The organism is Hydrogenophaga sp. UC242_50 (assembly GCF_042697355.1).
Taxonomy (GTDB): Bacteria; Pseudomonadota; Gammaproteobacteria; order Burkholderiales; family Burkholderiaceae_C; genus Hydrogenophaga.
The window spans coordinates 3,154,402-3,170,023 of the sequence record NZ_CP170553.1; the positions used below are offsets into that span (position 1 = coordinate 3,154,402).

Consider the following 15,622-nt stretch of genomic DNA (forward strand, 5'->3'; position numbering starts at 1 on the left):
TTCGCCGCTTCATCCCCTCAGACGAATCTATTGTCCGCCAAGCCTGCGCATTACCGTGCGCAGGGGAGGGCGGCGAAAAGAGGAATCGCACATGAAACACATCATCGCTGTCCTGCTGGAAAACGAACCCGGCGCCCTCTCGCGCGTGGTGGGCCTGTTCTCGGCCCGTGGCTACAACATCGAATCGCTCACGGTGGCGCCCACCGAGGACCCCAGCCTCTCGCGCATGACGATCCAGACCACAGGGTCGGACGACGTCATCGAGCAAATCACCAAGCACCTGAACCGCCTCATCGAGGTCGTCAAGGTGGTCGACCTCACCGAGGGGGCCTACACCGAGCGCGAGCTCATGATGGTGAAGGTCCGCGCGGTGGGCAAGGAGCGCGAGGAAATGAAGCGCATGGCCGACATCTTCCGCGGCCGCATCATCGATGTGACCGAGAAGAGCTACACCATCGAACTCACCGGCGACCAGGGCAAGAACGACGCCTTCCTGGAGGCGATCGATCGCTCGTCCATTCTGGAGACCGTGCGCACGGGCGCCAGCGGCATCGGCCGGGGTGAGAGAATCCTGCGCGTCTGACTGTTTCGGGGCTCAGCCATTTGCCCGTTCGCGCTGAGCCTGTCGAAGCCCGGGCCCGCCTTTGTGGCGGGCCGGGGTACCGAGAGCCCTTCGACAGGCTCGCGAAGAACGGCACAACCCATCAAATCCATTGGAGCAAAGCATGAAAGTTTTCTACGACAAAGACTGTGACCTGTCCCTGATCAAGGGCAAGACCGTGGCCATCATCGGCTACGGCAGCCAGGGCCACGCACACGCACAGAACCTCAACGACAGCGGCGTGAAGGTCGTGGTTGGCCTGCGCAAGGGCGGTGCTTCCTGGGACAAGGTCGGCAAGGCCGGCCTGAACGTCCTGGAAGTGAACGAGGCGGTCAAGGCCGCCGACGTGGTCATGATCCTTCTGCCCGACGAGCAGATCGGCGAGGTCTACAAGAACAACGTCGAACCCAACATCAAGCAAGGCGGCTCGCTGGCCTTCGCCCACGGTTTCAACGTGCACTACAACCAGGTCGTGCCCCGCGCGGATCTGGACGTGTGGATGGTGGCGCCAAAGGCCCCCGGCCACACCGTGCGCAACACCTACACCCAGGGTGGCGGCGTGCCTCACCTCGTGGCTGTGCACCAGGACAAGAGCGGCAAGGCGCGTGATCTGGCGCTGAGCTACGCCATGGCCAACGGTGGCGGCAAGGCCGGCATCATCGAGACCAACTTCAAGGAAGAGACCGAGACCGACCTGTTCGGTGAACAGGCCGTGCTGTGCGGCGGTGCCGTCGAGCTGATCAAGATGGGCTACGAAACCCTGGTCGAAGCCGGCTACGCGCCCGAGATGGCCTACTTCGAATGCCTGCACGAGCTCAAGCTCATCGTGGACCTGATCTACGAAGGCGGCATCGCCAACATGAACTACTCGATCTCGAACAACGCCGAATATGGCGAGTACGTGACCGGTCCGGAAGTGATCAACGAGCAGTCGCGCGTGGCGATGCGCAACGCGCTCAAGCGCATCCAGAACGGCGACTACGCCAAGATGTTCATTCAGGAAGGCCGCCTGAACTACCCGTCGATGACGGCTCGCCGCCGCAACACCGCCGACCACAGCATCGAAGTGGTGGGTGCCCAGCTGCGCGCCATGATGCCCTGGATCGCCAAGAACAAGCTGGTGGACCAGACCCGCAACTGATCGTCCAGCCGCGCCGCCTGCCGGCGCGCATCGACCGCAAAGGCCACTTCGGTGGCCTTTGTCGTCTTTTCCTACAGACACACTGCTTTACACTGGGGCATTCTGTGCAGGAGGTCTGCTCCAGGAACCGAGGGTTTCTGGGCGCAGCGACGCACGGAGGCCCGAATGCACGACGGAACCGAAACCACTATGACGCCAAGCGACGAACGCCCCAGGCGCCCCAAGGGCATCTACATGGTGCCCAACATGATCACGCTTGCGGCCCTGTTCGGCGGCTTCTACTCGGTCGTCATCGCCATGAACGGCCGCTACGATCTGGCCACCGTGGGCATCTTCGTGGCGATGGTGCTGGACAGCCTGGATGGCCGCGTCGCGCGCCTCACGAACACGCAGAGCGCGTTCGGTGAGCAGATGGACTCGCTGTCCGACATGGTGTCCTTTGGTGCGGCCCCGGCGCTCATCGCCTACGAATGGACCTTGCGCGACATCGGCCGCTGGGGCTGGATCGCGGCCTTCGTGTACTGCGCGTGTGCGGCCTTGAGGCTGGCGCGTTTCAACGTCAACACCGCCGTGGTCGACAAGCGCTATTTCCAGGGCCTGCCGTCTCCCGCAGCCGCCGCGTTGGTGGCGGGGTTCATCTGGCTCATGACCGAGTTGGAGATTCCCGCGCAGGACGTGACCTGGCCCATGTTCGTCATCACGCTCTACACGGGCCTGACCATGGTGACCAACGTGCCTTTCTACAGCTTCAAGGACCTGAGCCTGAAGAAGAGCGTGCCGTTCGCGGCCATCGTGCTGGTGGCCCTGGGCATCGCGGTCATCAACATCCACCCACCGACCGTGCTGTTCGCGCTCTTCGTCGTGTACGGGCTGTCCGGGTATGCGGTGTACTTCTGGCGCAAGGCCAAGGGCCGACCGACCAGCGTGATCAGCACCTCCACCGACGAGCCCGACGAGCGCGGCCTGCACGACGATTGAGCTTTGTGATACAGTTTGAGCCATGATTTTTCGCGCTTTCGCCCTACTACTGGATGTCCGACACGGGCAGGCTTGGTAGCGCACGCGCATTCCATTCAAAACGGCCCGTTTGCACCTGCAGCGGGCCGTTTGTGTTTTGGGGCTGCGGGTTTCAGTAACATCGAAAGAGCACCATGTTGAAACACCCTGCCAGCAAGTACCCTGCCTTCAAGCCGATCGGTCTCAAGGACCGCACCTGGCCCGACGCCGTCCTCACCCAGGCCCCCATCTGGCTGAGCACCGACCTGCGCGACGGCAACCAGGCCCTGATCGAGCCCATGGATGTGGAGCGCAAGCTGCGCATGTTCGAGTTGCTGGTGAAGATCGGCTTCAAGGAGATCGAGGTCGGATTCCCATCGGCTTCGCAGACCGAATTCGATTTCCTGCGTCGCCTGATTGACGAGCGCCTCATTCCCGAGGACGTCACCATCCAGGTGCTGACCCAGGCGCGCGAACCGCTGATCCGGCGCACCTTCGAGGCCTTGCAGGGCGCGCCGCGCGCCATCGTGCATCTCTACAACGCCGTGGCCCCCGTCATGCGGCGCGTGGTGCTTGGCATGAACGAAGACGAGATCGTCGAACTGGCCACCTCACAGGCCCGCCTTTTCAGCGAGCTCGCCGCCTTGCAGCCTGCCACTCAGTGGACTTTCCAGTACTCGCCCGAAATGTTCTCCGGCACCGAGCTCGCCTTCTCCAAGCGCGTGGTGGATGCCGTCACCGAGGTCTGGCAGCCGACGGCCGAACACAAGTGCATCATCAACCTGCCGTCCACGGTGGAGCACAGCACGCCCAACATCTTTGCCGACATGATCGAGTGGATGCACCGCCATCTCGCGCGGCGCGATGCGATCGTGCTGTCCGTGCATCCGCACAACGACCGCGGCACCGGAACGGCTGCGGGTGAGTTCGCCTTGATGGCGGGCGCCGATCGCATCGAAGGCTGTCTGTTCGGCAACGGCGAGCGCACTGGCAACCTCGATCTGGTCAACGTGGCGCTCAACCTCTACACACAAGGTGTCTCGCCCGGCCTGGACTTCTCCGACATCGACGAGATCCGACGCACCGTCGAGCACTGCAACCAGTTGCCGGTGCACCCACGCCATCCTTACGTAGGCGATCTGGTCTACACCTCGTTCTCCGGCTCTCACCAGGACGCGATCCGCAAGGCATTTGCCGCGCGCCGGGAAGACGACGCCTGGAACATCCCCTACCTGCCTGTGGACCCCAAGGATCTGGGGCGCAGCTATGAGGCTGTGATCCGCGTCAACAGCCAGTCAGGCAAAGGCGGCATCGCCTACCTGCTGGAAAACGAATACGGCCTGGAATTGCCGCGCCGCTTGCAGATCGAGTTCAGCCAGGTGGTGCAGGAGGTCATGGATGCCAACGGCAAGGAGCTGGCCGCCGCCGACCTGTGGGACATCTTCGAGCGCGAGTACGGCCTGTCCCAGGCCCGCGCGCCGCTGCAGCCCGTGATGGAGGACATCTCGGGCCAGAGCGTGCGCGTGGCGGCCCAGGTGGAGATCGGCGGTGAGCCGGTGGTGGTGGACGGGCAGGGCAACGGCCCCATCGACGCCTTCGTCAACGGCCTCAACGCAGCGATCGACCGCCAGGTGCGGGTGCTTGACTACCACGAGCACGCCATCGGCTCGGGCGCGCAGGCGCGCGCAGTGGCCTATGTGGAGATGCGCATCGACGAGACGCGCACGGTGTTCGGGGTGGGCATCGACGCCAACATTGTCTCTGCGTCCTTCAAGGCCATCCTGTCCGGCCTGCACCGGGTGACGAGGCCCCACACCAGCGAATCCGAAGCCCAGGCGGTCTGATCCCGACCTGGGTGGATAAAAACAACTTTGAATGGAGTTTCCCCATGAGCGACAAACTGATCATTTTCGACACCACCCTGCGCGACGGTGAGCAATCGCCCGGTGCGTCCATGACCAAGGACGAGAAGCTGCGCATTGCGCGCCAGCTGGAGCGCCTGAAGGTGGATGTGATCGAGGCCGGCTTTGCGGCCAGCTCGAACGGGGACTTCGACTGCGTGCAGGCCATCGCCAACACCATCAAGGAGTCCACGGTGTGCTCGCTGGCGCGGGCCAACGACCGGGACATCGCGCGGGCTGCGGAAGCCCTCAAGGGCGCTCAGCGCGCGCGCATCCACACCTTCATCGCAACCAGTGCCCTGCACATGGAGAAGAAGCTGCGCATGACGCCCGAGCAGGTGCTGGAGCAGGCAGTGCAATCGGTGCGCTTCGCCCGCAACCTGGTGGACGACATCGAGTTCAGCCCGGAAGACGGCTACCGCAGCGACGTTGATTTCCTCTGCCGCGTGCTGGAGGCCGTGATCAAGGAAGGCGCGACGACGCTGAACATCCCGGACACGGTGGGCTACGCGATCCCGGAGCTCTACGGCGATTTCATCCGCACGCTGCGCGAGCGCGTGCCCAACTCCGACAAGGCCATCTGGTCAGTGCATTGCCACAACGACCTCGGCATGGCCGTGGCGAACTCGCTGGCCGGCGTGAAGATCGGTGGCGCGCGCCAGGTGGAGTGCACCATCAACGGCCTGGGCGAGCGCGCGGGCAACTGCTCGCTGGAAGAGATCGTGATGGCGGTGCGCACACGGCGCGACTACTTCGGCCTGGACGTGGGCGTGGACGCCACGCAGATCGTGCCGGCCAGCCGCATGGTGAGCCAGACCACCGGGTTCGTGGTGCAGCCCAACAAGGCGGTGGTGGGTGCCAACGCGTTTGCCCATGCCAGCGGGATTCACCAGGACGGCGTTCTCAAGGCGCGCGACACCTATGAAATCATGCGCGCGGAGGACGTGGGCTGGAGTGCCAACAAGATCGTGCTGGGCAAGCTCAGCGGCCGCAATGCGTTCAAGCAGCGCTTGCAGGATCTGGGCATCGAGATGGAGTCCGAGAGCGAGATCAACACCGCGTTTGCGGCGTTCAAGGAACTGGCCGACCGCAAGAGCGAGATCTTCGACGAGGACATCCTGGCCCTGTGCAGCGACGAAAGCGTGACCGCCGAGAAGGAGCAGTACGGCCTGGTCTCGCTGAAGCAGCGCAGCGAGACCGGCGAGCGCCCGCACGCCAGCGTGGTGTTCACCGTGGACGGCAAGGAAATTCAGGGCGAGAGCGACGGCAACGGCCCCGTGGACGCGTCCCTGAAAGCGATCGAGAACCACGTGAAGAGCGGCGCCGAGTTGCTGCTGTATTCGGTCAACGCCATCACCAGCGGTTCCACCGAGAGCCAGGGTGAGGTGACGGTGCGCCTTCAACACGGTGGCCGCGTCGTCAACGGCGTGGGTGCCGACCCAGACATCGTCGTGGCCTCGGCCAAGGCGTACCTGAGTGCCTTGAACAAACTGCACAGCAAATCGGACCGGGTCGCCGCGCAGGGATAAAACCCCAATGAAATCAAAGGCTTGATGAATTGTGTTTCGTGAGACGCAGAAAAGACACCAAAAGTAGCACTTGTTCTACCGATCACTGAAGACAGTTTCCCAAGCTTTTGATATTGCTAGTTTTTTTCCGAATGCCTATACTTCACCCCTGCGCAGTTCCTGTTGCTGGAGTGGAGTCATGGTCATCGGCGTCGATCGTTTTCGCAAAATTTTGCTGGTTGCGGCTGTTGCCGGTTGGGTAGCGCTTTCCTTCGCGCCCTTGCAAGCCCAGGCCGCCAGCAACGCGAAAACCGCCAAGAAGACGGTGACGGCCAAGGCCACTCCCAAGCGCACGGTGCGACCTCCAAGAAGGCCCAACCCAAGGTGGCGCAGGCCCCGGCACGCAAGACCGTTCGCGTGGCCAGCAAGCCCCAGGGCCGTGTGAAGGTTCAGATGGCGGCGGGCAAGACGACCTCGCTGCACAAGGTGGCCGTTCAACGCAAACCCGCAGCCACCCAGGCGGTGATGCGCGCGGCCGTGGCGCCCCGTCTTTCCGAAGGCTCGCGCCTGGGCCTGCGTTCGATGGACGATCCGCTCGAACTCAATTCCAGCGTGGCCCTGGTGATCGATCAGGAAACCAACGAAGTGCTGTTCAGCAAGAACGACGCGGCCGTGCTGCCGATCGCCTCGCTGACCAAGCTCATGACCGGCCTGGTGGTGGCAGACGCCCACCTGAACATGCAGGAAATGATCACCATCACGCAGGACGACGTGGACACCTACAAGGGCAGCAGTTCGCGCCTGGCCGTGGGCACCACGCTCAGCCGTGGCGAGCTGATGCACCTGGCGCTGATGTCCAGCGAAAACCGGGCCGCCCATGCACTCGGTCGCACCTACCCGGGCGGTCTTGCCGAGTTCGTGCGCCTGATGAACAAGAAGGCGCTGGAACTGGGCATGGCGGACACCCGTTACGTCGAGCCCACCGGCCTGTCCAGCTCCAACCAGTCGAGCGCGCGCGATCTCGCGACCCTGGTGTCCGTGGCCTACCAGCGCCCCATCCTGCGCGATTTGTCCACGTCGCCCAGTTACGAGGTCGACCTCGGTCGTCGCACGCTGCACTACAACAACTCGAATGGCCTGATCAAGAACCCGTCGTGGGACATCGGCCTTCAGAAGACGGGCTACATCTCCGAAGCCGGCCGTTGCCTCGTCATGCAGGCCAAGGTGGCGGGCCGCCAGTTGATCATGGTGTTTCTGGACGCCACGGGCAAAGTGGGGCGCATGCAGGACGCCGAACGCGTGCGGCGCTGGGTCGAAGTGCAGACCGATGCGCGCGTGATGCCTCGCCCTCAAGGCTGACCCTTTCCCAGCCCCCATGAAAAACGGCCCGTCAGGGCCGTTTTTCATGGGGGTGACGCGCTCAGCGGGCGGATGCCGGCATCGGCACCTTGGGGCAGCCCAGCGCGGATGAAATCTCGGCAGCGGTGGAGCGCAGCTTGGGCACCCAGCTCTCGTCGATGCGGTCCGCGGGGGCGGAGATCGACAGCCCAGCCACCAGCTTGCTCTGGTCGTCGTAGATGCCGGCGGCCATGCACCTCACGCCCAGCTCCAATTCCTCGTTGTCCCGTGCGAGGCCGGCTTGACGGCACTGCGCCAGTTCGCGTTCCAGGGTGGCGAGCTGGGTCAGGCTGTTGCGCGTGTTGCCGGCCAGCCCGGTGCGGGTGGCGTAGGCGCGCACCCGTTGCGGCTCGTCATCGGCCAGGAAGAGCTTGCCCACCGAGGTGAGGTGCAGGGGCGCGCGGCCACCAATGGCGCGCACCACTTGCATGCCGGAGCGTTCGCTGTACGCCCGCTCCACATAGACGATTTCGTCGCCCTGGCGCACGCTCAGGTTGACTGGCTGCTGGATCATCTTGTGCAGCTCGCGCATGGGCAGCAGGGCGGCATCCCGCACGCTCAGCCGTGCCTTGACCAAGTTGCCCAGTTCCAGCAACCGCATGCCGAGCCGGTAGCTGCCTGCCTCGGGCCGATCGACAAACCGGCCGATGGTCAGGTCGTTGAGGATGCGGTGCGCGGTCGAGGGATGCAGGCCGGTCTTCTCGCTGATTTCCTTCAGCGACACCGGTTCCTCGCGCGATGCTAGCACTTCCAGCAGGTTGAACATGCGTTCGATCACCTGGACAGTGGGCGTGCTGGGAAGGGTCTCGGAGCGTTTGGTCATGAGAGGTCAGAGGTTGTTCTTGATTTTACAAGATGAAATCCACTTCCTCCAACCGGTGCCGGAACACGCTGGCAGCGAACGCCGCCCTCGGTCAGGCCACGCCTCAGGGCGCCGTGATCCAGCGGCCCTCGAGCAGCAACTCGTGCGGCTGGAAGCCCGCCTTGTAGTTCATCTTGCTGCTCTGCCCGATCCAGTAGCCCAGGTACACATGGGGCAACTCCAGCGCGCGGGCCTGATCGATCTGCCAGAGCACGCTGTACGTGCCGTAGCTGGCCTTTTCATCGGGTTCGTAGAAGGTGTAGACCGCCGAGAGGCCATCGTTCAGCACGTCGACGATCGAGACCATCTTGAGCCGGGAAGGGCCACCGTCGGTGCCGGGCTGATGGAACTCCACCAGCCGCGAATTGACCCGGCTCTGCAGAAGGAACTGCGTGTATTGGTCGATGCTGTCGTGGTCCATGCCGCCGCCGGCGTGGCGGCTGTTCTGGTAGCGCAGGTAGAGCTGGTAGTGCTCGGGGATGAAGCAGAGCTTGAGCACGCGCGTCTGCAGCATGCCGTGCTGCTTCGCCGATCGCCGCTGGCTCCGGTTGGGTGTGAACGAAGCGACCGGCACGCGCAGCGGCACGCAGGCCTGGCAGCCATCGCAATACGGGCGGTAGGTGAACATGCCACTGCGGCGGAAGCCGTGCGTGACCAGATCCGAGTAAGCATCGTTGTGGATGAGGTGGCTGGGGGTGGCGACTTGCGAGCGCGCCTGACGGTCCGGCAGGTAGCTGCACGGGTAAGGTGCCGTGGCGTAAAACTGCAGCGCCTGAAGCGGGAGTTCTTTGAGGTGGGTCACGCGCGAGGACCGTCGTCAGAGAGGATGTGCTGCCAGTATACGGGCTCGAATTCCCAGCGTGGGGCAGGGTGGGGCAGGGCCATTCGAACGTGTCGGCAGAACTCGTCGCGGGCCATGAGCTGGCCGCCCAGCGATGCCAGGTGCGTGGTGTTCTGCTGGCAGTCGATCAGGGGCATGGCGTGGGCGCGGCAGAAGGCGATCAGCGCCGCCAGGGCGATCTTGGAGGCATCGCTGCGGCGGCTGAACATCGACTCGCCGTACACCATGGCGCCGAGATTGACGCAATACAGCCCACCGGCCAGCTCGCCGTCGAACCAGGCCTCCACACTGTGTGCGAGGCCTGCGTGATGGAGTCGGACGTAAGCTTCCACCATGGCGGGCAGGATCCAGGTGCCAGTCTGGCCGTCGCGCGGCGTGTGCGCGCAGGCGCGGATGACACGTTCGAAGTCGTGGTCGAAGCGCACTTCCAGCCGCTGCTCGCGCAGCAGCCGGGTGAGTGTCTTGCGCAGCGAGCGGTGCAGGCGGAACTGGCGGGTCTCCAGCACCATGCGAGGGTCGGTGCTCCACCACAGGATGGGTTGGCCCGCGCTGTACCAGGGGAAGATGCCACGGGAGTACGCGGCGACCAGTGTCGGCACATCCAGCACCCCGCCTGCGGCGAGCAGACCGGGCGCGGGGTCCGTGGCACTCCAGGCCGTTTCCACGGACGGAAACGCTTGGCCGGGCTCGAGCCACGGCAATGCTCGGTTGGGCGGGGTGTGTGACATGCCACTATTGTGCGCGGCGGCCCCGCGGTTTCAAGCGGCGGGGCGGGCGATCCGACGAAGAAGCCACCAGGCCAGGGCGCCCAGCAGGATGCCCACGCCATCGGCCGCGAGATCCGACCATTCGCCGTAGCGCCACCCCGTGGCCGCCTGGGCCAGTTCGATGGCGCCGCCATAGGCCAGCAGAGACGCAGCCACCGCGTTGGGCCGACGTGGATAGGCGAGCAGGCCCAGGAACGCCAGCCAGGCGAATCCGAACGCGTGCTGGGCCTTGTCCCATATGTCGAGGCTCTGGGGTGGAAGCAGGACCACGGGCACGAGCGAGGCGACGGTGAGCACCGCGACACTGAGCCAGAAAAGCGGTTTGATGATGAAGATGAAGCGGGTCATGGAAAAACGCGAAAAACGACGCTATAATTCGAGGCTGTTCCCTGATAGCTCAGTCGGTAGAGCGACGGACTGTTAATCCGCAGGTCCCTGGTTCGAGTCCAGGTCGGGGAGCCAGACAGACAAAAGACAAAGGCCTTCTTCGGAAGGCCTTTGTCTTTTCTGCGTCTTGTCACTGCGCACAACACGGCCTGGCTCAATCCAGCACCGGCGAGTCCACGCCCAACACCTTGTGCAGCTTGGTGCTGCTGGTGGTGTATTGCAGCGTCACCTTCTTGTCGGGAAAGATGAAGGGCGCGGCGCCGAAGGCGGCCAAGGCGCACTCATGGAAACCGGAGAGGATGAGCTTCTTCTTGCCCGGGTAGGTGTTGATGTCACCCACCGCGAAGATGCCTGGCACGCTGGTGGAGAACTTTTCGGTGTCGACCACCAGCTGCTTGCGTTCGATGTCCAGGCCCCAGTCTGCGATCGGGCCGAGCTTGGGCGAGAGACCGAAGAACACCAGCAAGGCGTCCAGAGGCACGACTCGGGTCACGGCGTCGGGGCCGGTGACTTTCAGGCCTGTGAGGCGGCCATCGCTTTCCTCGAAGCCGGTGGTCTGGCCGACGATGAACTGCATCTCGTGGCGTTCGCAGAGTTCGCGCATCTTTGCCACGTTCGCGGGCGCGGCTTGAAAGCCGTCGCGGCGGTGGATGAGGATCACGCTGGCGGCCCGGTGCGGGCCCTCGGCCGCGAAGGTCAGGGCCCAGTCGAGCGCCGAATCACCTCCACCAATGATGACCAGGTGCCTGCCCGCGAAATCGGCCGGGCTCCTGACCCGGTAGAACAGCTGGGTGTCCTCGAATCGGTCCAGCCCCTCGACATTGAGCTTGCGCGGCTGGAAAGCGCCCACGCCAGCGGCGATGAACAAGGTCTTGGTGAGGAACCGCGCGCCCTTGGAGGTGGCGACGAAGAAGCGGCCATCCGCCTGCTGTTGCACGCTGGTGACTTCCTGGCCAAGGTGGAAGCTGGCACCGAAAGGCTTGATCTGCGAGAGCAGGCGATCCACGAGCTCCTGCCCGGTGCACACCGGGATGGCGGGGATGTCGTAGATGGGCTTGTCCGGGTACAGCTCGACCGGCTGACCGCCGGGGTAGGCGAGTGAGTCGATCACGTGCGCCTTGATCTCCAGCAGGCCCAGTTCAAAAACCTGAAAGAGGCCGACCGGGCCCGCGCCCACGATGACGGCATCGGTTTCGATGGGGCCGTCGGGCGTGTTGGCGAAGGTCATGCCAGGTTCAGCGAATCAGCTCCGACAACTTGTCGCTGCGGTCTTTCCACTCGTCGTGGTCGGGCAAGGGATCCTTGCGCTTGGTGATGCTCTTCCAGCCCGGCAGGCGGGCGAGCTCGGCGTTGAGCTCGGTCATGTGCTGCTGGTCCTTGGGCAGGTCTTCCTCGGCGTAGATCGCGCTCACCGGGCATTCGGGAATGCACACCGCGCAGTCGATGCATTCATCCGGGTCGATCGTCAGGAAGTTCGGGCCTTCGCGGAAACAGTCCACGGGACAGACGTCCACACAATCGGTGTATTTGCAGCGGATGCAGGCTTCGGTGACAACGTGGGTCATGGTGATGATGGGAATCGGTAGAACCCCGGATTTTAGGGTTTCCCTGAACCCCAGGCAGGCGCAAGCCCCTTGCCTGGGTACGCGTTAAGGACGGAGGGTCTTTCAGAGCACCAGCAAGGCGCCCGAGGTGCGGTGGCTGGCGGTGTCCACCAGCACCAGGGACCCGAGGGTGCGCGAGCGCTCGAAGGGCAGGGTGCGCAGCGGTTCCTGCAGCGCCAGCTCGATGTGGCCGATGGCGTTGGGCTCGAGCTGGCTGGCCTCTTCCTCGGCCAGTGTGTGGATGTCCAGGCGGTGCACGATGCGCTTGATCTTGGCCTTGACCCAGCGGTGGCGCATGCAGCGCCCAGTACACGCGGCCGGGCACCAGGGTCTCGTCGTCGAGCCAGGCCACGGTGGCGCGGATCTCGCGGCTGCCGGTCAGGGTGTCCTGCGCTTCACCATCCTCGACGGCCAGCAGCCAGTCGCCGCGCGAGACATCGACCTCGCGGTCGAGCACGATGCCGGCGCTGTGGCCGGCCAGCACGGCCTGGGGCTGGCGCACGTGGTTGAGCACCTGCGCGACCACGGCGGTCTGACCGTTGGGCATGATGCGCACCGCCTGACCCGGCTGCACGCCACCCGTGGCAGCACGGCCCCAGAAGACGCGGCGGCCTTGCGAGGTGTCGGACGAGCTGCTGAATTTCTCCACCCATTGCACGGCGAAGGCGAAGGGCAGCGTGTTGTCGGCCGGCGTGACGGGCAGGCCTTCGAGGATCTCCAGCAGCGTCGGGCCGCTGTAGCCGCACCAGCCGGCCTGCTCGCTGGCGTCCACCACGTTCCAGCCCTTGAGAGCCGACACCGGCACGGTGGCCGTGACCGGGATGCCGGCCTGCGCGGCGAACTGCCGCAGCGCCGCGGCGATGTGGGCGAAGGCCGTGCGGCTGTCCTCGACGGCGTCGAGCTTGTTGATGGCGAACACCACCGAGGGCACGCGCAGCAGCTTGAGCAGCAGGCTGTGGCGGCGGGTCTGCGGGAGCAGTTGCAGCGCGGCGTCGGCCCAGTTCAGCTTGGTGGCGTCCACCAGCACCACGGCCGCGTCGGCGCTGGAGGCCGCCGTGACCATGTTGCGCGTGTACTGCTCATGGCCCGGGGCGTCGCCGATGATGAACTTGCGCGCTTCGGTGCTGAAGTAGCGGTAGGCCACGTCGATGGTGATGCCTTGTTCGCGCTCGGCCGACAGGCCGTCGGTCAGCAGGGCGAGGTCGGTCTGGCCGTGGCGCTGCACGCCGGCCAGGTGGTCCTGCAGCACGGCCTTGCTGTCGACCAGCAGGCGGCCGATCAGCGTGCTCTTGCCATCGTCCACGCTGCCGCAGGTGATGAGGCGCAGGGCGGAGCGGGTGTCTTGGGCAATGGGAGCGAGTTCAGCGGTGGTCATGGCGATCTTTCTGCGAGAGATATCTGTTCAAGGGTGTCGCGGGTCCGGCTTCGCCGGCCCGCAGACACCGCCCCCAGTGGGGGTGACGCGCCACGGGCGCGGCGCGGGGGCGTCAAAAGTACCCGTCTTTCTTGCGCTTCTCCATCGAGGCGTCGGACGTCTTGTCGTCCATGCGCGTGGCGCCGCGTTCGCTGACCTCGGCGGCCAGCGTCTCGATCACGATGTCGTCGGCCGTGGCGGCCAGGCTCTCCACCGGGCAGGTGCAGGTGATGTCGCCCACGGTGCGGAAGCGCACGTCGCGCACTTCCACGGTTTCGCCGTCGCGCGGCGGCGTGAGTTCGGTCACCGGCACGAGCAGGCCGCGGCGGTCCACCACTTCGCGCTGGTGCGTGTAGTAGATCGAGGGCAGGGCGATGTTTTCGCGCGCGATGTACTGCCACACGTCCAGCTCGGTCCAGTTGCTGATGGGGAACACGCGGAAGTGCTCGCCGGGCTGGATCCGGGTGTTGAACAGCGTCCAGAGTTCGGGGCGTTGCGCCTTGGGTTGCCACTGGCCGAAGCTGTCGCGGTGGCTGAAGATGCGCTCCTTGGCGCGGGCCTTCTCCTCGTCGCGCCGTGCGCCGCCGATCAGCGCATCGAAGCGGAATTCCTCGATGGCTTCCAGCAGCGTGACCGACTGGTGCACGTTGCGGCTCTCGCCTGGATGGGCCAGGCGCACGGTGCCACGCGCCATCGAGTCCTCGACGCTGCGCACGATCAGTTCGGCGCCGAGTTCCTTGGCGCGCAGGTCGCGGAAATCGGTCACTTCTGGGAAGTTGTGGCCGGTGTCGATCATCAGCAGCGGGTAGGGGATGCGGCCGGCGCCGAAGGCCTTCTCGGCGCACTTGAGCATGACCAGCGAGTCCTTGCCACCCGAGAACAGCAGCGCGGGGCGCTCGAAGGCGGCAGCCACCTCGCGCAGGATGAAGATGGTTTCCTCTTCCAGGGCATCCAGGTGGGCGTTGCTCAGGTGGTGATCGCTGGCGTGTTGCAGCGCGGTCTGGATCACGGCGGTTTCGGTGCGGGCGTTCATGCGTGGGTCCGTTCGAGAGGCGATACGAGGGGTTCGGCGGCGGGCTGCACATGCAGGCCGCATTCCTTGGCGCTTTCCTGCTCCCACCACCAGCGGCCGGCGCGGAAGTCCTCGCCGACGCTGATGGCGCGCGTGCAGGGCGCGCAGCCGATGCTGGGGAAGAACTGGTCGTGCAGCGCGTTGTAGTCGAGCTGGTGTTCGGCAATGAAGTGCCAGACATCGCCCCAGGTCCATTCGACGATGGGGCTGACCTTGATGCGCTCGGGCTCCTGCACGATCTCGCCCACTTCGGCGCGCGCGTTGGATTGTTCGCGGCGCAGGCCGGTGATCCAGCCGTCCTGGCCGGCCAGGGCGCGCGCCAGAGGCTCCATCTTGCGGATGTCGCAGCAGGCCTTGCGCAGTTCGATGCTCTGGTACATCGCCTCTTCGCCGTTCTTGCGCACGAAGTGGATGACCGATTCCTGCCTGGGCCGGAACACCTGCACGCTGATGCCGTAACGCTGCTCGATCTTCGGGATCAGCGCGAGCGTCTCGGCGTGCAGCTTGCCGGTCTCCAACACGAAGACGCTGGCCTCGATGCCGGCCAGGTGCATCAGGTGCGTGACCACCATGTCTTCCGCGCCCAGGCTGGAGGCTTGCGTGAGCCTGGGGTGGTTGGCGGCCGTCTCGCGCAGCAGTGCGATGCTGCGCTCGACCTTGGCGGCGAAGTCGGGCGAGGGGCGGTTGTAGAGAGCGATGGCGGTCATGGCGGTGGCTGTGAGACGCTCAGGCGGTGGCGGCGAAATGCGGCGCGGTGTGCACCGCATCGCCCTGGTAGAAGGCGGGGTAGTGCTTCAACAGCGCTTCACCATGGGCGAGGTTCTGGTCGGCGCGCAGCACGGCCTGGCTGAAGCCGCTGCGCTGCATCTGCACCAGCTGGTCGATCAGTACGTCGCCCGTGGCGCGGATCTGGCCCGTGAAGCCCAGGCGGCGGCGCAGCAGGAAGGCCTGGCTGAAGGCTCGGCCGTCGCTGAACTTGGGGAAGTGCAGTTCCACCACGCCAATGCCGCTCAGGTCGGCCTCGCGGGGATCGGCGTCGTTGGCGATCGAGAGGCGTTGTGCCTCGGCTTCGGTGGCAGCGAAGGTGTCGGCGCTGAAGAGTTGAAGGTTCTGGCTCATGCGGTCTCTCC

The 15,622-nt window shown here is 65.0% G+C and carries 15 protein-coding genes, 1 tRNA gene and 1 pseudogene; 7 read left to right on the forward strand and 10 right to left on the reverse strand.

Annotated features, from left to right (window positions below):
* Positions 1-91: 91 nt before the first annotated feature.
* The 6 genes from ilvN (at position 92) to ACFJGX_RS16240 (ending at position 7,506) form a co-directional block, all read left to right on the forward strand.
* A complete protein-coding gene (gene ilvN, locus ACFJGX_RS16215; RefSeq protein ID WP_291118919.1) occupies positions 92-583 on the forward strand; it encodes an acetolactate synthase small subunit in 492 nt (163 codons plus the stop codon).
* A 142-nt stretch (positions 584-725) separates the two neighbouring features.
* On the forward strand, positions 726-1,742 hold the full coding sequence (gene ilvC / locus ACFJGX_RS16220) for a ketol-acid reductoisomerase (RefSeq protein ID WP_291118923.1): 1,017 nt from the start codon (positions 726-728) through the stop codon (positions 1,740-1,742).
* 165 nt (positions 1,743-1,907) lie between these two features.
* The gene (gene pssA, locus ACFJGX_RS16225) at positions 1,908-2,720 is read left to right on the forward strand and encodes a CDP-diacylglycerol--serine O-phosphatidyltransferase (protein ID WP_382326565.1); all 813 of its coding nucleotides are present in this window, start codon (positions 1,908-1,910) and stop codon (positions 2,718-2,720) included.
* A 173-nt stretch (positions 2,721-2,893) separates the two neighbouring features.
* A complete protein-coding gene (gene leuA, locus ACFJGX_RS16230; protein WP_382325139.1) occupies positions 2,894-4,582 on the forward strand; it encodes a 2-isopropylmalate synthase in 1,689 nt (562 codons plus the stop codon).
* A gap of 44 nt (positions 4,583-4,626) precedes the next feature.
* Positions 4,627-6,168, forward strand: a complete 1,542-nt coding sequence (locus ACFJGX_RS16235) for a 2-isopropylmalate synthase (RefSeq protein WP_382157471.1) — start codon at positions 4,627-4,629, stop codon at positions 6,166-6,168.
* A 234-nt stretch (positions 6,169-6,402) separates the two neighbouring features.
* Positions 6,403-7,506: a serine hydrolase gene (locus ACFJGX_RS16240; protein ID WP_382326567.1), complete on the forward strand. Its 1,104-nt coding sequence runs from the start codon at positions 6,403-6,405 to the stop codon at positions 7,504-7,506.
* A gap of 61 nt (positions 7,507-7,567) precedes the next feature.
* Here the strand turns inward: ACFJGX_RS16240 and ACFJGX_RS16245 are convergent, their stop codons facing one another.
* The 4 genes from ACFJGX_RS16245 to ACFJGX_RS16260 form a co-directional block, all read right to left on the reverse strand.
* Positions 7,568-8,368, reverse strand: coding sequence for an IclR family transcriptional regulator (locus ACFJGX_RS16245; RefSeq protein ID WP_382157475.1), 801 nt, complete (start codon positions 8,366-8,368; stop codon positions 7,568-7,570).
* A 103-nt stretch (positions 8,369-8,471) separates the two neighbouring features.
* Positions 8,472-9,209, reverse strand: a complete 738-nt coding sequence (locus tag ACFJGX_RS16250; protein ID WP_382157477.1) for an arginyltransferase — start codon at positions 9,207-9,209, stop codon at positions 8,472-8,474.
* Positions 9,206-9,976, reverse strand: coding sequence for a leucyl/phenylalanyl-tRNA--protein transferase (gene aat / locus ACFJGX_RS16255; RefSeq protein ID WP_382325138.1), 771 nt, complete (start codon positions 9,974-9,976; stop codon positions 9,206-9,208). The genes ACFJGX_RS16250 and aat overlap by 4 nt, the downstream gene beginning before the upstream one ends.
* A gap of 30 nt (positions 9,977-10,006) precedes the next feature.
* On the reverse strand, positions 10,007-10,363 hold the full coding sequence (locus ACFJGX_RS16260) for a VanZ family protein (RefSeq protein ID WP_382325136.1): 357 nt from the start codon (positions 10,361-10,363) through the stop codon (positions 10,007-10,009).
* Between the two features lie 38 nt (positions 10,364-10,401).
* On the opposite strand from ACFJGX_RS16260, the gene ACFJGX_RS16265 reads away from it, so the two are divergent.
* A tRNA-Asn gene (locus ACFJGX_RS16265) sits at positions 10,402-10,477 on the forward strand.
* A 79-nt stretch (positions 10,478-10,556) separates the two neighbouring features.
* Here the strand turns inward: ACFJGX_RS16265 and ACFJGX_RS16270 are convergent.
* From ACFJGX_RS16270 to ACFJGX_RS16295, 6 genes and pseudogenes are all read right to left on the reverse strand, one after another.
* Positions 10,557-11,630: an NAD(P)/FAD-dependent oxidoreductase gene (locus ACFJGX_RS16270; RefSeq protein ID WP_382325134.1), complete on the reverse strand. Its 1,074-nt coding sequence runs from the start codon at positions 11,628-11,630 to the stop codon at positions 10,557-10,559.
* A gap of 7 nt (positions 11,631-11,637) precedes the next feature.
* A complete protein-coding gene (fdxA, locus tag ACFJGX_RS16275; protein WP_382157485.1) occupies positions 11,638-11,967 on the reverse strand; it encodes a ferredoxin FdxA in 330 nt (109 codons plus the stop codon).
* Positions 11,968-12,069: 102 nt separating this feature from the next.
* A pseudogene (locus ACFJGX_RS16280) lies at positions 12,070-13,381 on the reverse strand (sulfate adenylyltransferase subunit 1).
* A 112-nt stretch (positions 13,382-13,493) separates the two neighbouring features.
* Positions 13,494-14,453, reverse strand: a complete 960-nt coding sequence (cysD, locus tag ACFJGX_RS16285) for a sulfate adenylyltransferase subunit CysD (protein ID WP_382325132.1) — start codon at positions 14,451-14,453, stop codon at positions 13,494-13,496.
* A complete protein-coding gene (locus ACFJGX_RS16290; RefSeq protein ID WP_382325130.1) occupies positions 14,450-15,199 on the reverse strand; it encodes a phosphoadenylyl-sulfate reductase in 750 nt (249 codons plus the stop codon). The genes cysD and ACFJGX_RS16290 overlap by 4 nt, the downstream gene beginning before the upstream one ends.
* A 19-nt stretch (positions 15,200-15,218) precedes the next feature.
* Positions 15,219-15,611 (reverse strand): DUF934 domain-containing protein, encoded by a 393-nt coding sequence (locus ACFJGX_RS16295; protein ID WP_382325129.1) that lies wholly within the window; start codon positions 15,609-15,611, stop codon positions 15,219-15,221.
* Between the last annotated feature and the right edge of the window lie 11 nt (positions 15,612-15,622).